20 protein-coding genes, 1 tRNA gene and 1 riboswitch are annotated in these 19,706 nt (G+C 66.1%); of the genes, 11 read left to right on the forward strand and 10 right to left on the reverse strand.

Annotated elements, in window-relative coordinates; all coding sequences use genetic code 11:
* The 4 genes from Q0693_RS08095 to mnmE all read left to right on the forward strand — a co-directional run.
* Positions 1 to 822, forward strand: an 822-nt coding sequence (locus tag Q0693_RS08095) for a thiamine pyrophosphate-dependent enzyme (RefSeq protein ID WP_298630597.1), incomplete at its 5' end; no start/stop codon positions are given.
* On the forward strand, positions 816 to 1,811 hold the full coding sequence (locus Q0693_RS08100) for an alpha-ketoacid dehydrogenase subunit beta (RefSeq protein WP_298630599.1): 996 nt from the start codon (positions 816 to 818) through the stop codon (positions 1,809 to 1,811). The genes Q0693_RS08095 and Q0693_RS08100, both read left to right, overlap by 7 nt.
* 185 nt (positions 1,812 to 1,996) lie before the next feature.
* On the forward strand, positions 1,997 to 3,271 hold the full coding sequence (gene hemL, locus Q0693_RS08105) for a glutamate-1-semialdehyde 2,1-aminomutase (protein ID WP_298630601.1): 1,275 nt from the start codon (positions 1,997 to 1,999) through the stop codon (positions 3,269 to 3,271).
* Between the two features lie 3 nt (positions 3,272 to 3,274).
* Positions 3,275 to 4,573, forward strand: a complete 1,299-nt coding sequence (gene mnmE / locus Q0693_RS08110) for a tRNA uridine-5-carboxymethylaminomethyl(34) synthesis GTPase MnmE (RefSeq protein ID WP_298630603.1) — start codon at positions 3,275 to 3,277, stop codon at positions 4,571 to 4,573.
* Between the two features lie 2 nt (positions 4,574 to 4,575).
* On the opposite strand, the gene metX is transcribed toward mnmE, so the two are convergent.
* Both metX and Q0693_RS08120 read right to left on the reverse strand, forming a co-directional pair.
* On the reverse strand, positions 4,576 to 5,718 hold the full coding sequence (gene metX / locus Q0693_RS08115) for a homoserine O-acetyltransferase (RefSeq protein ID WP_298630605.1): 1,143 nt from the start codon (positions 5,716 to 5,718) through the stop codon (positions 4,576 to 4,578).
* Positions 5,715 to 6,980 carry a PLP-dependent transferase gene (locus Q0693_RS08120; protein ID WP_243030322.1) on the reverse strand — a complete coding sequence of 422 codons (1,266 nt, stop codon included), beginning with the start codon at positions 6,978 to 6,980 and terminating at the stop codon, positions 5,715 to 5,717. The genes metX and Q0693_RS08120 overlap by 4 nt, the downstream gene beginning before the upstream one ends.
* 129 nt (positions 6,981 to 7,109) lie before the next feature.
* A riboswitch (SAM riboswitch) is annotated at positions 7,110 to 7,246 on the reverse strand.
* 114 nt (positions 7,247 to 7,360) lie between these two features.
* Here Q0693_RS08120 and Q0693_RS08125 point away from each other — a divergent pair.
* From Q0693_RS08125 to Q0693_RS08145, 5 genes are all read left to right on the forward strand, one after another.
* Positions 7,361 to 7,437: transfer RNA gene (locus Q0693_RS08125), tRNA-Pro, on the forward strand.
* Positions 7,438 to 7,477: 40 nt separating this feature from the next.
* Positions 7,478 to 8,968: a PhoU domain-containing protein gene (locus Q0693_RS08130; protein WP_298630608.1), complete on the forward strand. Its 1,491-nt coding sequence runs from the start codon at positions 7,478 to 7,480 to the stop codon at positions 8,966 to 8,968.
* 10 nt (positions 8,969 to 8,978) lie between these two features.
* Positions 8,979 to 9,494, forward strand: a complete 516-nt coding sequence (locus Q0693_RS08135; RefSeq protein WP_243030324.1) for an RsmD family RNA methyltransferase — start codon at positions 8,979 to 8,981, stop codon at positions 9,492 to 9,494.
* Positions 9,495 to 9,980 carry a pantetheine-phosphate adenylyltransferase gene (gene coaD, locus Q0693_RS08140; RefSeq protein ID WP_298630611.1) on the forward strand — a complete coding sequence of 162 codons (486 nt, stop codon included), beginning with the start codon at positions 9,495 to 9,497 and terminating at the stop codon, positions 9,978 to 9,980. It begins immediately after the preceding gene.
* A gap of 20 nt (positions 9,981 to 10,000) precedes the next feature.
* The gene (locus tag Q0693_RS08145; protein ID WP_298630613.1) at positions 10,001 to 11,593 is read left to right on the forward strand and encodes an aldehyde dehydrogenase family protein; all 1,593 of its coding nucleotides are present in this window, start codon (positions 10,001 to 10,003) and stop codon (positions 11,591 to 11,593) included.
* A 42-nt stretch (positions 11,594 to 11,635) separates the two neighbouring features.
* Here Q0693_RS08145 and aroH read toward each other — a convergent pair whose 3' ends face one another.
* Positions 11,636 to 12,004 (reverse strand): chorismate mutase, encoded by a 369-nt coding sequence (aroH, locus tag Q0693_RS08150; protein ID WP_243030327.1) that lies wholly within the window; start codon positions 12,002 to 12,004, stop codon positions 11,636 to 11,638.
* Between the two features lie 68 nt (positions 12,005 to 12,072).
* On the opposite strand from aroH, the gene Q0693_RS08155 reads away from it, so the two are divergent.
* Complete coding sequence (locus Q0693_RS08155; protein WP_243030361.1) at positions 12,073 to 12,726, forward strand: PIG-L deacetylase family protein; 654 nt, start codon at positions 12,073 to 12,075, stop codon at positions 12,724 to 12,726.
* Here Q0693_RS08155 and Q0693_RS08160 read toward each other — a convergent pair.
* From Q0693_RS08160 to Q0693_RS08190, 7 genes are read right to left on the reverse strand one after another with little or no spacing between them, the layout of a single operon-like run.
* The gene (locus Q0693_RS08160) at positions 12,614 to 13,990 is read right to left on the reverse strand and encodes a chloride channel protein (protein ID WP_298630615.1); all 1,377 of its coding nucleotides are present in this window, start codon (positions 13,988 to 13,990) and stop codon (positions 12,614 to 12,616) included. The genes Q0693_RS08155 and Q0693_RS08160 overlap by 113 nt on opposite strands.
* Entirely contained in the window at positions 13,990 to 15,099 is a 1,110-nt protein-coding gene (locus Q0693_RS08165) for an amidohydrolase family protein (RefSeq protein ID WP_298630617.1), read from the reverse strand. Before Q0693_RS08165 ends, Q0693_RS08160 begins: the two co-directional genes overlap by 1 nt.
* Positions 15,080 to 15,862, reverse strand: a complete 783-nt coding sequence (locus Q0693_RS08170) for a GNAT family N-acetyltransferase (protein ID WP_298630619.1) — start codon at positions 15,860 to 15,862, stop codon at positions 15,080 to 15,082. Before Q0693_RS08170 ends, Q0693_RS08165 begins: the two co-directional genes overlap by 20 nt.
* A complete protein-coding gene (gene menC, locus Q0693_RS08175) occupies positions 15,835 to 16,944 on the reverse strand; it encodes an o-succinylbenzoate synthase (protein ID WP_298630621.1) in 1,110 nt (369 codons plus the stop codon). The genes Q0693_RS08170 and menC overlap by 28 nt, the downstream gene beginning before the upstream one ends.
* Positions 16,935 to 18,203: a serine--tRNA ligase gene (serS, locus tag Q0693_RS08180; RefSeq protein WP_298630623.1), complete on the reverse strand. Its 1,269-nt coding sequence runs from the start codon at positions 18,201 to 18,203 to the stop codon at positions 16,935 to 16,937. Before serS ends, menC begins: the two co-directional genes overlap by 10 nt.
* A gap of 2 nt (positions 18,204 to 18,205) precedes the next feature.
* Positions 18,206 to 18,475: an Asp-tRNA(Asn)/Glu-tRNA(Gln) amidotransferase subunit GatC gene (gatC, locus tag Q0693_RS08185; protein ID WP_243030333.1), complete on the reverse strand. Its 270-nt coding sequence runs from the start codon at positions 18,473 to 18,475 to the stop codon at positions 18,206 to 18,208.
* 26 nt (positions 18,476 to 18,501) lie between these two features.
* Positions 18,502 to 19,245, reverse strand: a complete 744-nt coding sequence (locus tag Q0693_RS08190; protein ID WP_243030334.1) for a DUF554 domain-containing protein — start codon at positions 19,243 to 19,245, stop codon at positions 18,502 to 18,504.
* Between the two features lie 18 nt (positions 19,246 to 19,263).
* On the opposite strand from Q0693_RS08190, the gene Q0693_RS08195 reads away from it, so the two are divergent.
* A partial coding sequence (locus Q0693_RS08195; protein WP_298630626.1) for a methyltransferase occupies positions 19,264 to 19,706 on the forward strand: 443 nt, incomplete at its 3' end.

Raw genomic sequence — 19,706 nt, forward strand, 5'->3', positions numbered from 1 at the left:
GTTCCCAGTTACCGGGAATCCGCCATGCTTCTGGCCCGGGGTCTTCCCATCCATGTGCTCATCCTGTATTGGCGGGCCCACCCTCTTGGCTGGCGGTTTCCCGAGGGGGTGCGGGCGGTGAACCCTTACATCCCCATCGCCACCCAGATTCCCCAGGCGGTGGGCCTGGCCTTGGCGGGGCGGTACCGGGGGGAGGGCTGGGTGGTGGCCACCTCTATAGGGGACGGGGGGACCAGCGAAGGGGATTTCCACGAGGGGCTTAACTTTGCTGCCGTCTTTGACGCTCCCGTGGTCTTCCTGGTGCAGAACAACGGCTACGCCATCAGCGTGCCCCGGCAGAGGCAGATGCGGGTGGACTACATCGCCCGGCGGGCGGAGGGGTACGGGATTCCTGGGGTGGTGGTGGACGGCAACGACGCCTTCGCCGTCTACCTGGAGGCCAAAAAGGCGGTGGAAAGGGCCAGGAGGGGGGAAGGTCCCACCCTCCTGGAGGCCCTCACCTACCGCCTGGCTCCCCACACCACCTCCGATGACCCAAGCCGCTACCGCACCCGGGAGGAGGAGGAGGCCTGGCGGGCCAAGGACCCCATCCTCCGCCTCCGGAAGGCCCTCGAGGACCAGGGACTATGGGGAGTGGAGGCGGAGGAGGCCCTCTTGGGGGAGCTGGAGGAGGAGTTCACCCGGGAGGTGGCCTTGGCGGACCAAGCCCCTGAGCCCACGCCCGAGATGATTGTGGAGCATGTGTACGCGCAGATGGGCCCCGACCAGAGGCGGGCCTGGGAGGCCTTAAGGCAGGGGAAACACGTGGAGGAACTATGGTAGCGGAAAAGGCCAGGGTGCTGAACCTGGTTCAGGCCATCAACGAGGCCCTGGACCTGGCCTTGGCTCGGGATGAGCGGGTTTTGGTCTTCGGGGAGGATGTGGGCCGGCTTGGGGGGGTGTTCCGGGTCACGGAAGGCCTCCAGGCCAAATACGGGGAGAAACGGGTATTTGATACCCCCTTGGCGGAAAGCGGCATTCTGGGGCTGGCCATCGGCCTGGCCATGGGGGGATTGCGCCCGGTGGCGGAGATCCAGTTTGCCGGCTTTCTCTACCCGGCTTTGGACCAGATTCTTTCCCACTTGGGCCGCTGGCGCCACCGTTCCCGGGGCCGAGTGGGTTTGCCCGTGGTGGTGCGGGCCCCCTATGGGGGAGGGGTGCACACCCCTGAGCAGCATGCGGACTCTCCCGAGGCCCTTTTGGCCCATACCCCTGGGGTTAAGGTGGTGATTCCCTCGAGCCCCGAAAGGGCCAAGGGTCTCCTCCTTGCCGCCATTGAGGACGAGGACCCCGTCTTTTTCCTGGAGGCCATCAAGCTCTACCGGGGGGTACGGGCGGAGGTGCCGGAAGGCTACTACACCCTCCCCTTGGGGAAGGCCCGGGTGGTGCGGGAAGGGAGGCACGCCACCCTGATCGGCTACGGGGGCATGGTGGAGGTGATGCTGGAGGCGGCTGGGGTGGCAGCCAAGGAGGGGGTGGAGGTCATGGTGGTGGACCTGGAAACCCTGGTTCCCCTGGATGAGGAGACCCTCCTCGAGGCGGTGCGGGAGACGGGCCGGGCGGTGGTGGTCTACGAGGCCATGCGCACCGGTGGCTTCGGGGCCGAGATCGCCGCCCGTATCGCCGAAGGGGCCATAGACTACCTTCAGGCCCCCGTGGTGCGAGTGGCGGGATACGACGCCCCGTACCCTCCTTTCAGCGCCATTGAGCATTACTACCGGCCCAATGCTCGCCGGGTGCTGGCGGCTTTGCGGCGGGTTTTAAGCTTTTGAAAACGCAGGGTTTTAGGTGGGGTTGTCTGGCCCTTGCTTGGGCGCCCTTGATGGTCCCTTTGCTGCTGGTGGCAAGATTTGCAACTATGTCCTGTGTGGCCACGACCCGTCCTCGGGTTATCCGTGGGCTTGAGTAGGATATAGCCCGTTTTGACCCAGGCGCGGGCTGGCGTAGAGTGTAAGGCATGGAGAGGCCCATCTCTGAAAGGCTTTTTACCGAAGCCCAAAGGCATATCCCCGGCGGGGTTTCCAGTCCCGTTAGGGCCTTCAAGGCGGTGGGGGGTACGCCTCCTTTCCTCGTGCGGGGGGAGGGGGCCTACGTGTGGGATGCCGATGGGAACCGGTATGTGGACTACGTGCTCAGCTGGGGGCCCTTGATCCTGGGCCATGCTCACCCGCAAGTGGTGCAACGGGTTAAGGAGGTGGCGGAAGGGGGCCTCACCTTTGGCGCCCCTCACCCTTTGGAGGCCGAGCTGGCCAAGGCCGTGAAACGGGCCTTCCCCATGGTGGAGCTGGTGCGCTTTGTCAGCTCTGGCACCGAGGCCACCATGTCGGCCTTGCGCCTGGCCCGGGGGTATACGGGAAGGAAGTACATCGTCAAGTTCCGGGGCAACTACCACGGGCATGCGGACGGCCTCTTGGTGGAGGCGGGAAGCGGAGCCCTCACTCTGGGGGTTCCCAGCAGCGCCGGGGTGCCCGAGGAGTACGCCGGCCTCACCCTGGTCCTGGAGTACAACGATCCCCTAGGTCTTAGGGAGGTCTTGAGGGAGAGGGGAGAGGAGATCGCCGCCATCATCTTTGAGCCGGTGGTGGGCAACGCCGGGGTCTTGCTCCCCACGGAGGAGTTCCTAAAGGCCCTGCATGAGGCCCGGCAGTACGGGGTCCTCCTCATCGCCGACGAGGTGATGACGGGCTTCCGCCTGGCCTTGGGCGGGGCCACGGAGCGCCTGGGCCTAAGGCCCGACCTGGTCACCCTAGGGAAGATCCTTGGGGGAGGGCTTCCCGCCGCCGCCTATGGGGGAAGGCGGGAGATTATGGAAAGGGTGGCTCCCCTAGGACCCGTCTACCAGGCGGGGACGCTTTCGGGGAATCCCTTGGCCATGGCCGCGGGCCTGGCCACTTTGGAGATCCTGGAGAGAAATCCCGGTCACTACGCGTACCTGGAGGCCCTAGGGGCGAGGCTGGAGGCGGGGCTCAGAGAGGTCTTGTCGCAAAAGGGCATTCCCCACACGGTAAACCGCATGGGCTCCATGTTGACCGTCTTCTTCACCGAGGGGCCGGTGGTCACCTTCCAAGACGCCAGGCGCACGGACACGGAGCTTTTCAAGCGCTTCTTCCATGGCCTCCTGGACCGGGGCGTGTACTGGCCACCCTCCAACTTTGAGGCGGCCTTCCTTTCCGTGGCCCATGGGGAGGAGGATGTGGCCCTTACCCTCGAGGCCCTAGCCAAAGCCCTCTAGCCCATGACCCTGAAGGACCCCATCTGCGCCATCGCTACCCCCTTGGGGAAGGGGGCCATCGGGGTGGTGCGGCTTTCGGGGGAGGGGGCTTTGGCCATCGCCAGCCAGGTGTGGCGGGGAAAGGATCCCCGGAAGCTGAAGGGCGGCCGGTTCACCCTGGGGGAGGTGGTGGACCCGGAAACGGGAGAGGTCCTGGACCAGGCCCTCCTTTTGGTCTTCCGGGCACCCCGGTCCTACACCGGGGAGGAGGCCTGCGAGTTCCACACCCATGGCTCGCCGGCGGTCTTGAGGAGGGTCCTGGAGGCCCTGGTGAAGGCGGGGGCTCGCGTGGCGGCTCCGGGCGAGTTCACCTTCCGGGCCTACATGAACGGGAAGCTGGACCTGGCCCAAGCGGAAGCGGTCTTGGCCCTGGTGGAGGCGGAAGGGGAGTTGGCCCGCCGCCAGGCCTTAAGGAGCCTGGAGGGGAGCTTTTCGCAGAAGATTGCCAGCCTGGAGGACCAGCTCCTTTCCCTCCTGGCCCACATCCAGGCCCTCTTGGACTACCCCGAGGAGGGGGTGGAGCCCCTGGAGGCCAAGCGGGTGATTGGGGAGGTGCTGGAGGAGGTGGAGGCCCTCCTGGCCCAGGGCCGGGCCTCCCGGCTGGCCCAGAAGGGAGCCCGCCTGGCCCTAATCGGGGCGCCCAATGCCGGTAAGAGCTCCCTTCTGAACGCCCTTTTGGGCTACGAAAGGGCTTTGGTGTCCCCTATCCCCGGCACCACCCGGGACTATCTGGAAGCCCCTTTGGAGCTTTTCGGCATTCCCCTGGTGGCGGTGGACACCGCGGGGATAAGGGACACGGAAGACCCCCTGGAAAGGGCGGGGGTGGAACGGGCCTTAAGGATCGCCGAGGAGGCCGACCTGGTGCTTTACGTGGCCGACCGCTCGGCTCCCAAGCCTCCCCTTCCTCCCTTGCCCCCCGGGAGCTTGAAGGTGGCCACCAAGGCCGACCTTCCCCCCGTATGGGAAGACCCGGAGTTCCTTCCCGTTTCCAGCCTCACCGGCCAGGGCCTGGACCGGCTTAAGGAGGCCATCCGGGAGGCCCTTTTAGGCAGGGAAGGGGGGGAGTACCTCCTCACCGAACGACAGCTCCAGGCCCTCCACCGGGCCAGGGAGAGGCTTCTCGAGGCCTTGGACCTCCCCGAGGACCTGATGGGGCTGGCCCTGGAGGAAGCCGTGCGCACCCTGGCCTCCCTAAGGGGCCGGAGGGAGGTTTCCCCGGAGGTGGTGGCCCGCATCTTCCAGAACTTTTGCGTAGGGAAGTAGGGCTAGGGCAGGAAGGAGTCCAGAATGGCCTCCACCTGGTCGGTCTCAATCAGGAAGGCGTCGTGGCCATGGGGGCTACGGATCTCCCGGTACCGACCCCCGCTGAGCCGGGCCACTTGCCGCACCTCCTCCGCCGGGTAGAGGAGGTCGGTGTCTATGCCCACGAACAGGGAGGGTAGGTTCTTCAACCGCTTCAGGGCCTCCTCCACCCCACCCCTTCCCCGGCCTACATCGTGGGTGTCCATGGCCCGGGAGAGGACCAGGTAGCTTTCCGCATGGAAGCGTTTTAGGAACTTCTCCCCCTGGTAGTCCAGGTAGGTCTCCCCCTTTTCCGGCTCCTGGCCCCAGCGGGCTTCAAAGCCCCGGGGTGCGCGGTAGCTCATCATGGCGATTGCCCGGGCCAGGGCCATGCCCTGTGGGGCAGGGTGGCCCTTTTGGTAGTCGGGGTCTTGCAGGATGGCCTGGCGGCTTAGGTGGTTGAAGGCCCGGGCCCAGGGCCCGTGCCTGGCCGGGGCGGCCAGGACCACCAGCTTCTTCACCCTTTCGGGGTACATGAGGGCGAACTCCAAGGCCACCATTCCCCCCAGGCTTCCCCCAATCACGGTGGCCTTTTCCACCCCCAGGTGGTCCAGAAGCCTGGCCTGGGCCCGGGCCAGGTCCCGGATGGTGAGGGGTGGAAACTCCTTTCCGTAAGGCCTTCCCGTGCGCGGGTCCAGGGAGAGGGGCCCGGTGGAGCCATAGCAGCTTCCCAAGTGGTTGGCGGAGATCACGTAGTAAAGGGCGGGGTCCAGGATCCGCCCGGGGCCCACCAGGGCATCCCACCAGCCATGCCGACCGAAGGCCTTTTCCAGTGGCGAAAGGCTCGGCAAGGTGGCCTCGTCGTAGGTGCCGGCAAGATGGGCGCTTCCCGTGAGGGCATGGAAGACCACGACGGCGTTGTCCCGCAGCCGGGAAAGCCGCCCGTAGGTTTCAAACCGCAGGCGCACCTCGGGCAGGAAGCCGCCCTGCTCCGTGTAGAACCCCTCCCGCCTGGGGAAGAGGACCGCGGTGCGGGGCCTTGGGGGAGGGATGGAAAGGGGAGAACGGGGGGGCTTGAGGATGAGGGCCTCGTGCTCCCCCCAGGTCTCCAAGGCGATCTCGCTCATGCCAAGGCCTCCTGGAGCTCCGCCTTCAGGTCCTCCACGTGCTCGAGGCCCACGCTTAGGCGCACCATCTCCGGGGCAACCCCGGCCAGGGCCTGCTCCTCGGGGGAGAGCTGGGAGTGGGTGGTGGAGGCGGGGTGGATGGCCAGGGTGCGGGTGTCCCCCACATTGGCCAGGTGGGAGATGAGCTTGAGGCGCCCGATGAAGCGCTTGGCGGCCTCGTACCCTCCCTTAAGGCCGAAGGTGAGGACGGCCCCAGGCCTACCCCGGAAGTACTTTTGGGCGCGGGCGTGGTGGGGGTGGTGGGGGAGCCCGGGGTAGTTCACCCAGGCCACCTGGGGCTGTTCCGCCAGCCAATGGGCCAGGTGCAGGGTGTTCTCCACATGGCGCTCCGCCCGCAGGGAAAGGGTTTCCATGCCCAGTAGGACCACCCAGGCCTCAAAGGGGCCCAGGGCCTGGCCCTGGTCGCGGAGGCCGTCCACCCGGGCCTTGACGATGAAGGCCAGGTGGCCGAAGGCTTCCGTCAACTTAAGCCCGTGGTACCCCGGCTGGGGCTCGGTGAGGAGGGGGTAGCGGCCGTTATCCCAGGGGAAGTTTCCCCCGTCCACCATGGCCCCGGCGATCGCCGCCCCGTGCCCCCCTACCCACTTGGTGAGGGAATGGGTCACCACCGCCGCCCCCCATTCCAGGGGTCTTAGCAAATACCCCCCCATGCCAAAGGTGTTGTCCACGAAAAGGGCCACCCCCACCTCCCGGGCGGCTTGGGCCAGGGCCTCGAGGTCGGGGATGTTTAGGGCTGGATTACCGATGGACTCCACCCACCAGGCCCGGGTCCTTTCGTCGGTGAGGGCCAAAAACTCCTCGGGGCGCTCCTCGCGGGAGGTGAAGCGCACCTCAATCCCCAGCCGTTTCAGGGTTACCTTGAACTGGTTAAAGGTTCCGCCGTAGAGGTTCGGGGTAGCCACGAGGTTGTCCCCCGCCTGGGCCAGGGTGGTGAGGGCCAGGAACTGGGCCGCGTGCCCCGAAGAGGTGGCCAGGGCGGCCTTACCCCCCTCGAGGGCCGCCAGACGCCTTTCCAGCACCTCCACCGTGGGATTCATGATGCGGGAGTAGATGTTTCCGAACTCCTTAAGGGCAAAGAGGTTGGCGGCATGCTCGGGGCTTTGGAAGAGGTAGCTGGTGGTGGGGTAGATGGGCACCTGGCGGCTCAACGTGGTGGGCTCGGGCTCGTAACCGGCATGCAGCTGCAGGGTCTCAAAGTGCATCCTTGGCCTCCTTTCCAAGAACCTGCCGGGGGCGCTTGGAAGGGGCCAATAAGAAGGCCCCTTCTGGCGGGAAGTGCAAGGGCACCGTTCTCTCGCCTAGAAGGGGTTGGGCGTGGCGCTTACCCCCCTCTCTTATCGTCCCCGGGCGTTTCCCCCACCCGGGCCGGCCTTGGCACCAGCCCCACCCGCATCCGGCCATGGAACGGAAGGGATGGGAGGTTGCCGCGGTTTCACAGGGCCGTACCCTCCACCGCTCTGGATAAGAGAACGGGCTGGTTTTCGCCGCGCCCCGGCGCGGTTAAGGGTTAGTGTAGGAGGAGGGTTCTTTTCCGTCAACCCTTTGACCTTTTAGCCTTCCTACCCTATACTGATGGGCGCTACGGGGAGTAGCGCAGCCCGGTAGCGCACCTCGTTCGGGACGAGGGGGTCGCTGGTTCAAATCCAGTCTCCCCGACCAGAAGGCCGGCCCTAGGGCCGGCTTTTCGTATACTCCTCCCGTGGGCTTTCTGGCGGGCCTGGCCCTTTTGCTTTTGGGGCTTCACCTCATTGGGGAAGGGCTTTCCTCCGTCAAGGGGAAGCGGTACCTCCTGGCGCGGGCCTTCTCCACACCGGAGGGCCTTTTGCTTTCCGGCTTCCTGTTGGGGCTTCTTTCCGGCAGCGGGACCGGCCTCTCCCTCCTGGCCCTGGGGCTTTTGGAAGGGGGGATCTTTTTCCTGGGGCAGGCCGCTCTCCTTTCCTTGGCGGCCACCTTTGGGGCCAGTGCTTGGGTGGGGGTGGTGGCCCTGGCCCAGCGGGAGGTGGCCGAGGCGCTGTTGGTCCTTGGCCTTCCCCTTTTCCTCTTCAGGGGAAGCCGGAGCGGGGGGCTGGTTCTCCTGGGGTTGGGCCTTCTTTTCCTAGGCTTTTTGCAGATGGGCCAAGGGGCTAAGGCCGTTGTGCCTCTTCTGAACCTGTTGGGCCCGGCTCCATGGGTCTTGTATCTGGTGGGGATCCTTCTGGCCTTCTTTTTGGGGACCGCCAACGGGGTGGCGGCTTTGGCCCTGGCCCTTCTACCCTTTTTGGGGCAGGAGGGGGGGATGGCCTTGACCCTGGGGGCAGGGGTGGGGGTTTCGGGGATCCTTTTCCTGGCGGCCTTGGGGGGTAGGAGGGAGGCATGGGCGCTTTCCGCGGTGCTCTTTGGGCATCGGTTGCTTCTCTCCTTGCCCTTCTTGCTCTTGCTTGGGCCCTTAGGGGGGCTGGGGGTGGTGGGGCTCCATCTCCTGAGCCATGGGGTCTATGCCTTGGGCTTTCTTCCTCTCCAGGCCTTTTACCTGCGCGTGGTGCAGCGCCTGTTCCCCCGCCCCAGCATCAGCCCCAAGTACCTTTCCCTCGAGGCCCTGGAAACCCCAAGCCTGGCCTATGCCCTGGTGCGGAGGGAGCTGGGCCGGGTGGCGGATGCCGTGCGGGACATGTTGGCCAAGGCGGTGCGCATCCTGGCCCAGGAGGAGGGCGGCGAGGCGGAGCTCGAGGCCCTGGAGGAGAAGGTGGACCGGCTTACCCGGGAGGTGGTCCTCTACACGGCCGAGCTTTCCACCCGTACCCGGGACGAGCGGGCGGTGCGCTTCTTCGTGGCGGCCAGCGAGCTGGAGCACCTGGGGGATCTGGTGCGCCGGGTGGTACGGCAAGCGGAGAAGCTTTGGGCCCAGGGCTTGACCTTCAGCCCGGAAGGCAAGGAGGACCTTTTAGAGGCGGGGAGGCTGGTGTTAGGCCGCTTGGAGCGCATGGCGGCAGCCTTGGCCACGGGGGACAAGGCTTTGGCGGAGGGGGTTTTGTCCGAGGAAGGGGAGGTGGCGGCCTTTCTGGATCGCTTGCGGCGGGCGCACCTAAGCCGCCTGGAAAGCGGAAGGGCGGAGAGCCGGGCCACCACCTTGGCCCACCTGGATCTCCTCATCACCCTAGAGGAGGTTTCCAGCGGGGTGGATAGGCTTTGCCGCCTGGTCCGGGAGCTTTAAGCTAGGAAGCGTGGTGAGGATCCTGGGCGGCAAGGCCAAAGGGGTTCCGCTGAAGGTGCCGGCTTCGGCCAGGCCCTCCCCAGTGCGCCTGAGAAAGGCCCTTTTTGACTACCTTCGCCTGCGCTACCCCAAGCGGGGCCGGTTCCTGGACCTGTATGCGGGAAGTGGGGCGGTGGGCCTCGAGGCGGCCAGCGAGGGCTTTGAGGCCACCTTGGTGGAAAAGGACAGGGAAGCCGTGGCCCTCCTTAAGGAGAACCTTCGCCGTACGGGGCTTAAGGCCCGCATCGTGCCCCTGCCGGTGGAGGTCTTCCTCCCCGAGGCCAAAGCCCGGGGCGAACGCTACACCGTGGCCTTCATGGCCCCTCCCTACCCCCTGGATCTCGTCCAGGCCTTCCAGGCCCTCCTGGAAAGCGGCCTGGTGGAGAAGGGAGGGCTTTATATCCTGCAGCACCCTAAGGACCTGCACCTTCCCTTCGGGGAGCGGCGGGTGTACGGGGAGAATGCCCTTACCCTGGTGGAGGCTTAGATGCACGTGGTCTATCCGGGAAGCTTTGACCCCCTAACCAATGGTCATCTGGACGTGATCCAGCGGGCAAGCCGCCTCTTTGATAGGGTCACGGTGGCGGTGTTGGAAAACCCCAACAAGCGCGGGCAGTACCTCTTCACCGCTGAGGAGCGGCTCAACATCGTGCGGGAAGCCACCGCCCACCTGCCGAACGTGGAGGCCCACACCTTTTCCGGCCTCTTGGTGGATTTCGTAAAGCGGGTGGGGGCCCAGGCCATCGTCAAGGGCCTAAGGGCGGTCTCCGACTACGAGTACGAGCTCCAGATGGCCCATTTGAACCGCCAGCTCCTGCCGGGCCTAGAGACCCTTTTCATCCTGGCCGCTACCCGGTACTCCTTTGTTTCCAGCACCATGGTGAAGGAGATCGCCCGCTACGGGGGGGATGTGTCCAAGCTGGTGCCTCCGGCCACCCTTCGGGCCCTCAAGACCAAGTTCGGCCAGGGGTAAAATCCCCTTTGGAGGTGGCCATGAAGGCTTTTCCCAGCAAGTACGGGAACACCCTGGAGTTCGGGCATCTCATCGGCGGGGAGGAGGTCTTTGAAGGGGAGGTCTTGGAGAGGCGGAATCCTGCGGACCTCGAGGACCTGGTGGCCCGCTTTCCCCAAGGCACCAAGGAAACCCTAAGGAAGGCTGCCCTGAGGGCGCGGGAGGCCTTTAGGGAGTGGAGCCAGACCCCGGCTCCCGTGCGGGGACAGGTGCTCTTCAACCTGGCCAGGATTCTAGAGAGGGAGAAGCCCACCCTGACCCGGCTGATGGTGCGGGAGGTGGGGAAGACCTTCAAGGAGGCGGGTGGGGATGTGCAGGAGGCCATTGACACCGCCATCTTCTTCGCCTCCGAGGGGCGGAGGCTTTACGGCCAAACCGTGCCCAGCGAGATGCGGAACAAGGAGCTTTTCACCTTCCGCAGGCCCTTGGGCGTGGTGGGGATGATCACCGCCGGCAACTTCCCCATCGCCGTGCCCAGCTGGAAGCTGATCCCCGCGGTTCTTACGGGGAACACCGTGGTGTGGAAGCCTTCCGATGACTCCCCCGCCCTTTCCTATATCTTCGTCAAGCTCTTTGAGGAGGCGGGCCTGCCCCCCGGGGTCATCAACGTGGTCTTTGGCGGGGGTAAGGGCTCCACGGGCCAGTGGCTGGTGGAGCTCATGGACGAGGGCCTCCTTAACAAGTTCGCCTTCACCGGCAGCACCCAGGTGGGGCGCTGGATCGGGGAGGTGGCAGGGCGGAACCTGATCCGGCCCACCCTGGAACTGGGAGGCAAAAACCCCTTGGTGGTGATGCGGGATGCCGATCTGGATTTGGCGGTGGAGGGGGCCTGGTGGAGCGCCTTCGCCACCGGGGGGCAGCGGTGCACCTCGGCGGGAAATATCCTCGTGGACGCACCCATTTATGACGAGTTCAAAAAGCGCTTCCTGGAAAGGGCCGAGGCCACGGTGGTGGGGAACCCCCTTCTCCACCCTGAGGTCACCTATGGCCCCTTTATCAACGAGCGGCTATACCGTCGCTGGGAGGAGCATTACACCTGGGGAAAGGAGGACGGGGCCACCTTGCTCTTGGGCCAGGGGCGCATCACCCGGGAAAACCCCTACCCCCGCTTCCGGGGTGACCCCGAGGCGGGTCTCTACGGCTGGCCCACGGTTTGGGAGGCCAGGCCCGGGATGCGCCAGTTCGCCGAGGAGATCTTCGGCCCCACCATCAACCTGGTCAAGGTGGAGGGCATTGAGGAGGCCATAGAGGTGGCCAACGCCACCCCCTACGGGCTTTCCAGCGCCATCTACACCAACCACCGCCACTGGGCTTACCTCTTCAAGGTGGGCATCCGGGCGGGGATGACCAGCATCAACAACGCCACCGTGGGCGCCGAGGCGCATCTGCCCTTTGGGGGGGTGAAGGCCAGCGGCAACGGGGCCCGGGAGTCGGGTATCTGGGTCATTGAGGAGTACACCTACTGGCAGGCGGTGAATGAGGAGTACTCGGGCAAGCTCCAGCTGGCCCAGATGGATACCGGCTACGTGAGCCCCAAGCCTCCCACGCCCTGGGGAGAAATCCTGGGCTTTTGAAGGCCGTGAGGGCCTTCCCCGGGGCCTTGGGATCCCCTTCGGTTACTGGGCGCTTTCCAGGTCGGGCCTGAGGCGCACGGCCTCCCGCAGGTAGACGTGGCGCACCTGGTCCTGGGGGGTGTGCGTGTTCCAAAGGGCCAGGACCCGGATCACCCGGGGCAGGCTTCCCGGCACCGGCACCTCCCGGGCGGAGAGAAGGGGGACCCGGTGCATGCCGATCTGGCGGGCGGCCTCGGCGGGAAAGGCGGAGTGCAGGTCCTCCGTCACCGTGAAGATGATGGCCGCCAGCTCCTCGTGGCTTTGGATGCCGTTTGCCTCCAGCATCTTGAGAAGGAGTTCCCGGGTGGCCTGGTGGATGGCCTCCGGCGTGTCCTCCTCCACGGTGATGGCGCCTCGGATGCCCCGGACCATAGTTGGGCTCCATGCTAAGGGGTTTTCTCCCTCGGGGCAAGGAGGGTAGGCTAGGGACCATGAACCTGATGGCGGTGTTTGCCCATCCCGACGATGAGATCGGGGCTGCAGGCACCTTAGCCCTTCACGCCCGGCGTGGGGACCGGGTGTTGTTGGTTTGGATGACGAGGGGGGAGTTGGCCAGCCAGTTCGGGGCCCTGGAGGAGGCCAGGGTGGCGGAGGTACGGGAAGGGCACGGGGCCCATGTGGCCCAGCTGATCGGGGCCGAGTACCGTTTTCTCCCCTTTCGCGACACCTTTCTCACGGGGAGCCGGGAAGAGGCCCTGGCCCTAGCCCGGGTCATGGCCGAGTTTGCGCCGGATGCCGTCATCACCTGGGACCCTTGGGACGTGCACCCCGACCACCGGGCCACCCACCAGGCGGTGCTTTCTGCCCTGAAGCTTTGCCGCATCCCCAAACTGGTGGGGGAAGCGCACCGGAAGCCGGTTCGCCTGTACCACTACCCTAGGCGGGAGGTTTCCCGGCCTTATGTGTACGTGGATGTCTCCGCCACCCAGGAGGTGGCGGAGGCGGTGTTTGGCTTCTACCAGGCGTTCTACGGCTGGCCCTTTAGCCTCGAGGACTTTCGGGCCCAGCGGCGGCTTCGGGGCCGGGAGGCGGGGGTTCCCTTTGCGGAGGCGTTTCAGACGGACTCCCCTCCGGCGTGGCCGGCCCTTCCCTAAGCCCCTCCTCGGGGTCGTAGGGAGGGGTGAGGACGTAGGCCAACACCACCGCGGGCAGGACCAGGGGCAAGGTGGCGTACCCGCCCCACTCCGCCGCCAACAGGGTGGCGGCAAAGGGAGCCCGGGCCACCCCCGCCAGCACGGCCACGCCTCCCGCCAGGGCCAGGGCTTCGGGGGGTAGGCCCAGGGGGCCCGGGAGGTGGGCCAGGAAGCTCCCCAGAAGCCCGCCCAAGACCAAGGCGGGGGTATAGGGGGCGCCGTAGGCCCGGACCCCGCTGGCCAAAAGGAGCAGGGCCAGCTTGGCCAGGATAAGGCCAAAAAGGGCCTTGGGTGGGATGAGGGGGGTGGTGGCCACGGCCACAAAGCCTAGGCCCGTACCCAGGGCCTCGGGGAGGAAAAGGAGGGCCAAGGCCAAGGCCAGGCCCAAGAGGCCGTGCCGCCAGGGAAAGGCCAAAGGGGAGAGGTGCCTTTGCAGGAGGCGGGCGCCTTCCATCCAGAGGGTGGCCAGCATGGCGGCTGCCAGGCCCACCAGCGCCCCAGCGGGCAAGGCCCCTAGATCCATGGGGGCGCTAAGGGGCAAAAGGGGAGTGTAGCCAAAGAAGGCCCCGTACACGGCGAAGGCCGAAAGGGCCCCGATGAGGGCTGGGGTTAGGGCCCGGGCCTCGAGGAGTAGGCTCCGGTAGAGGATCTCCGTGGCCAAAAGGGCCCCAGCCACGGGAGCGTGAAGACTGGCCCCAAGCCCAGCGGCAAGGCCAGCAAAGGCGAGACCCCCACCCAGACGGGGAAAGCGCCGGTCCAGGCCCCGGCCCAACCAAAGTCCCAGCACCCCAAAGGGCCCTTCCCGCCCCATGGGGGAATAGAGGGAAAGCTGGAGCACCCCACCCAGCACCGCCCGCAGGTGAGCCCCCGGGGGGCTTGGCCGGTCTTCCCGGGCCTGGCGCAGTAAGGCGGCAAGGCCTTGCCCGGTGCCCAAGAGGCTGGTGACGGCAAAGAGGAGGGGTAGGAGGAAGGCCAGAGGCCAAAGGGCGGGTCCGGTGAAGGCCTGGGCTAGGCCACCTTCCCCCGGGGGCTCCGGGGCGAGGTATCCGAAGAAAAGCCCAAGCGCTTCGGTTAGAGCGCGAAGTAGCGCGTTAAGAAGGGCTAGCAGGAGCCCGGCCAAGGCCCCGGTGAAGGCGCTATACAGGATTAAGGGGCCGGTGTGCCGGACCTCTTCGTCCCGAAGGGAGGGGAGGTTGAGCTGGGGGCCGCGGCCCAAGGGGCGCATCAGAGGGAGTGTACCAGACTCAGAGGGGTTCCTCGGGCCAGGCGGGAGGTGGGAAGGCCCAGGGCCCGGTAGCCTCCCCGGGTTAGGGCTCGGATTATGAGCCGGGGTTCCGCCTTCCCCCAGAGGAATAGCGCCTCGTTTTTCACGTCCAGGTCAGGGCTGCTGGCCCGGGAGTCCGTGCCCAGGGCCAGCTCCACCCCGTGGCGGGCATAAAGCCCCAAGGGGGCTTCTCCCACCTGGAGGTTCCCGTTGGACCGGGGGCATAGGACCACCTTGCTGCCCGAATCCGCCACCATCCGCACCTCTTCCTCATCCACGTGTACCCCGTGCACCAAAACGGTATGGGGCCCCAGGACACCAAGGGTCTGGAGATAGCGCACGGGGGTAAGGCCCGGGGCCTTCCAGGGGGTTCGGCTAAAGCGCCGGTACACCCCGGCCAGGGGGCCTTCCCCCGTCCTCAGGAAGGCCACCTCTTCCGGGCTTTCCGCCGCATGGATCATGAGGGGAAGGTCGTGGGCGCGGGCGTAGCGGTACAGCTTCTGCAACAGGGGGGCGCTCACCGAGTAAGGGGCATGGGGGGAAAGCCCAACCCTTATGCGCCCCTCCCTCTTGCGCCAGGCTTCCACCTTGGCCCTCACCCTCTGGAACACCTCCTCCGCATCCTGGGGATCCGGGGCGAAGACCTCATAGAAGGCCACCCCGGGCAGGGGGCTTTCTTGCAGGAGGAAGTCCATCACCTCATCCCGGAAGACGATGTCGGCAAAAGCCCCTACCCCAAGGCGTAAAAGTTCCTCCAAGCCCCTTTGCGCCGCCTCTAGTCCCCGCTTTTCCCGGTGGGCCACCACATGGGGAAGGAAGCCGGAAAAGGGCCCCCGGTAAAGGGGATGCAAGGAGAGATCCAGGTGGGTGTGGGCGTTCACGGGGGGTGGGAAGAGGGCCTTGCCCTTGTGGACCACCTCCGCTTGGGGAAAGCGGGCCTTTAGCTCCTCCAGGCCTCCCTGGCCCACCACCATGCCCCCTTGGACGGCGATGGCCCCCTGGAGCATGGGGGTGCCAAAGCCGGTGTAGACCACGTCCGCGGTCCAAAGCTCAGTCTTTAGCCAGAACATAGCGGTTGGGATGCCGAAGGAAGTCCACGGCCTGGTAACCCCTGGCAAAGTAGTGGCCGAGGACCAAGCGGCTATGCTCCCGCCAGGCGAGGGCCAAGTCAGGGTCTTCCCTAAGAATCCTCCCCCAGTCCTCGGGGATCTGGAAAAGGAGGCGGGGGGCCTCGAGGTCCAGAAACCCGTCCAGGGGCCTCTCCTCCACCACCCGGTTGGCCAGGGGTAGGCCCTCCGCTAGGGGTTCGGGAGGAGGGTAGTAGATGCGGGTATAGACCCTTTCTGAAAGGAGTTCCCACTCCGCCAGGAGCCGATCCGAAGGGGCTCCGGCGTTGATGCCCGTCATGGGGCCATAGTGGTCGGGGAGGTAGGTCCTGGCCGTGGCCCCCAGTTTTCTCAGGTTGAAGTTGGCGTTCACCCCCCGTAGGGGATCAAAGGTCCAGACCACCTTCCTGATCCCCCGGGCCAGGCACCAGTCCCGCTGGAAGCGCTTTAGCAGGAGGGCGGCTCCCGTGCCCCGGTAGGCCTCCAGGACACCCAGCATGTGGGAGTGCTGGAGGGTGGGGTCTTGGGTGGGAAAGCCGAAGACGAAGCCCACCATCTTGCCTTCCCAGAAAGCCCCCGCCACCAAGCCCCCTTCGTCCTGGACGGCGATGAGGAGGCCCCTGGGCACCAGGTCGCTCTCCGCCCGGCCCCAGACCTCCCGCTGGAGCTCCACCACGGCCTCCATCTCCTCGGGTCCTCTCAGCTCGCGGACATGTACCTCTGCCATAGGGTGATCCGCTCCACCAGGGGAAGCCTCAGGTGCACGCCGATACCTGGACCCTCGGGCACAGGCATGAGGCCCTCCTCCGCCTCGAGGGCCTCTTCCACGATGTCCTCCTCCCAGTAGCGGCTGGCCGAGCTTACGTCCCCGGGTTTGGTGAACCCCGGCAGGGTGGCCAGGTGGAGGTTGTGGGCCCGGCCCACCCCGGCCTCCAGCATCCCCCCCAGCCAAAGGGGAATCCCGGCGCTTTGGGCCAAGGCATGCACCTTGAGGCTGGCTCCGTGCCCTCCAAGCCGGGCGGGCTTGATGTTGAATACCCTTCCCGCCATAAGCTCTATGGCCTTCCTGGCCTTCTCCGGGGAGGTGAGGCTTTCGTCCAGGCAGATGGGGGTGGCAAGCTCCCGCTGGAGCCGGGCGTGGTCCAGGAGGTCGTCGTAGCCCAGGGGTTGCTCCAGGTAGTCCAGCCCAAGCTCGTCCCATCGCCGAAGCCGGTGGAGGTCCGCGAGGGTATAGGCGCTATTGGCGTCGGCGGTAAGGGTGGCCTCGGGAAAGGCCTGGCGCACCGCCTTCAGCACCTCATAGTCCCAGCCCGGTTTCACCTTGAGCTTGATGCGCCGATACCCTTGGGAAAGGTGCTTTTCCACCAGTTTCAGGGTGTCCGCCACCGTGGGCTGGATGCCTAGGGAAACCCCCACCTCCACCCTTTGCCGCACCCCTCCCAGGACCTGCCAAAGGGGTTTTCCCAGGCCCTTGGCAAAGAGGTCCCAGAAGGCCATCTCCAGGACCGCCTTGGCCATGGGGTTTCCCCGAAAAGGAGCGAGAGCCCCGTTTAAGGCCTCAGGATTGGGGAACTCCTTTCCCAGAACCTGGGGGAGGAAGACCTCCTCCAGGAGGTAGCGGGCGCTGGCCACGGTCTCCTCCCGGTAGAGGGGAAGCCTCTCCATCACCCCCTCTCCCAGGCCCTCGAGGCCCTCCCCGAAAAGCCGCAAGAGGAGAATGGTCCTTTGGGTCTGGACCCCGAAGCTGGTTTCAAACCGGAACCTCAGGGGTAGCTCCAGAACCCGCAGCTCCGCCGCCTCTAGGCGCATGGCTCCAGCACCTCCTTGCCCAGGTAGGGGACCAGGGCCTTAGGCACCCGCACCCGACCGTCTTCAAGCTGGTGGTTTTCCAAAAGCATCACCAGGATCCGCGGGGTGGCCAGGGCGGTGTTGTTGAGGGTGTAGGCGTAACGCACCTTGCCCTCCCCATCCCGGTAGCGAAGGTCTGCCCTCCGGGCCTGCCAGTCCAAGAGGGCCGAGCAGGAGTGGGTCTCCCGGTAGCGGCCCTCGGAGGGCACCCAGACCTCCAGGTCCACCTGCCGCCACTTCCCCGGGCCCATGTCCCCAGTGGAAACCTCCAGGAGGCGGTAGGGAAGTTCTAGAAGCCCCAGGATCTCCTCGGCGTTTTGTAAGAGTTCCTGGAAGGCTTGATCTGAGGCCTCGAGGGTCGCCTCGGTCAGCACGTACTGCTCCACCTTGTGGAACTGGTGCACCCGCATGAGGCCCCGCACGTCCTTGCCAAAGCTTCCCGCCTCCGAGCGGAAGGCGGGGGCGTAGCCGGCGTAGCGCTTGGGAAGCTCCTCGAGCCTCAGGATCTCCCCGCTATGGAGGGCGTTCAGAACCACCTCGGCGGTACCCGTAAGGTAAAGGTCCGTGCCGGCAATGGGCCAGACCTGGTCCCGGGCGGCCGGGAAGTGGCCGGTGCCGACAAAGGCCTTTTCCCTGGCGTAGGAGGGTAGGGTCAAGGGGGTATAGCCCTTTCGCACCATAAAGTCCATGGCAAAGCGGATCAGGGCCAGCTCATACAGGGCTAGGTCCCCCCTCAAGGCGTAGGTGCGGCTTCCCGAAACCTGGCTGATCCGAGGTTCCCACCAACCGTTTTTCTCCAGCAGGCTCACGTGGTCCAGGGGAGGGAAGGAGAAGTCCGGAGGGTTCCCCACCCGCCGGATCTCCACGTTGGCGGAGTCGTCAGGCCCCACGGGAGCCCCCGGCCAAGGGGGTAGGGGTACTTGCAGGAGAAGCTCCCCAAGCCTTGCCTCCTTTTCCCGCAAGGCCTCCTCCACCCCCTTGGCCTCTTCCGCCAGGGCCTTGCCCTGGGCGATGAGGGCGGGTCTGGCCTCAGGGGCGGCTTTGGGCACCTCCTTGGCGATGCGGTTGCGCTCGGTCTGGAGGTCCTGGAGCCGGGCCTTTAGGCCCTGGACCTCAGCGTCTAGGGCCAAAAGCGCATCCAGGTCCAGGGCTACCCCTTTGAGGCGGATGGCTTCCCGATAGACCTCCGGGTTGCGGCGCAGATGCCTTAGGTCCACCATGGCTACTCCAACACCTTGGGTACGCGGAAAAGCCCTTCCTCCGCCTCCGGGGCCACCTGCAAGGCCTCTTCCTGGCCAAGGGAAGGAAGGGGCTCATCCTCCCTCAGGCGGCCTTGGGCCTCCTCCTCCCCGGCTTCCTCCACTTGGGGAAGCGCGTCCACGAACTCCAGGATGCCCTTGAGGTCCGCTAGCAGCAAGGCCTCCTCCTCAGGGGAAAGCCGGATTTTGGCCAAGGCTTCCAGTTTGCGAAGAAGCTCGGGGGATAGCTCCATGTCCCGCATTTTACCTTGGGGAAGCCCTACGAAAGCCACTCGGCTAAGGCCCAGACCAAAGGGGCCAGGAGAAGGGCCGGGAGGAAGGAGCCCACCCGCACCTTGGTGAGGCCCAGGAGGTTGATCCCCACCCCTAGGACCATGAGCCCCCCCACCCCCGTCACCAGGAGGACCCGGGGGTCTTGGGCAGGGTCGGGGAGGACCTGGCTTAGGGTACCCGCCAGCAGGGCGATCCCTCCCTGGTAGCCCAGGATCACCAGGACACTAAACCCCACGCCGATGCCGAAGGAGCTGGTGAGGGCGATGGCGGAAAGCCCGTCCAAGGTGGCCTTTAGGAGAAGAAGGCTGGGGTCACCGGTAAGGCCATTTTGGAGGGAGCCGAGGAGGGTCATGGGCCCCACGCAGAAGAGAAGGCTTGCGGCCACGAAACCCTCGGTGAAGCTTCCGCCTCCCCGTACCGCCTGCTTGATCTTCTCCCCGATGCCCTCCAAAGCTTCTTCCAACCGCCACCACTCTCCCAAAAGCCCCCCCAGGACCAGGGCGATGAGCCCCAGGACAACCCCGTCCACGGCCCCACCCTTGGCTTTTCCCAGGGCGCCCGCCATGGAGAACCCGATGAAAAGGGTGGTGAGCCCCACCCCCTGGACCATGATGCGGGCCATGCGCTCGGGTAGCCGGCCCCGTAACAAAAGACCCAACCCCGTGCCCAGGGTCACCGTGGCGGCGTTGGCCAGGGTCCCCGAGAGCTTGTCCAGAAGGGTGAGCTCCATGGGGGCTATTCTACGGGTGTGGAGCCCATCCTCACCCAGGACGGCACCCCTACCCTCTTCCATCCGGGGTACAGGGAGGCCTACCATCCCCGGCAAGGGGCCCTGCTCCAGGCCCGGCGGCTTTACCTGGAGAAGACCCTCACCCACCTGCACCCGGCGCCCAGGGTCCTCGAGGTGGGCCTGGGGCTTTTGGTAAACTTTCGCGCCACCCTGGAAAGTGCCTTGGAAAGAGGGGTTTACCTCCGCTATCTGGCCGTGGAACGGGAACCCGTGCCCCGGGACCTTTTGGCCCAGGTGCGCCTTCCCCTCCCCCGGGCGGAGGAGGTGTTTGCCGAGGTCCTTAAGGGTTGGCCGGAGGCCTGTTTCCGGGGGCCTTGGGGCGAGCTTCGCATTCTCTTTGGGGAGGTGGAGGCGCTGGAACTTCCCCGGGATTGGGCCACGGCGGTCTACCTGGATCCTTT

The sequence above is a fragment of the uncultured Thermus sp. genome (genome assembly GCF_938010445.1).
GTDB lineage: Bacteria > Deinococcota > Deinococci > Deinococcales > Thermaceae > Thermus > Thermus altitudinis.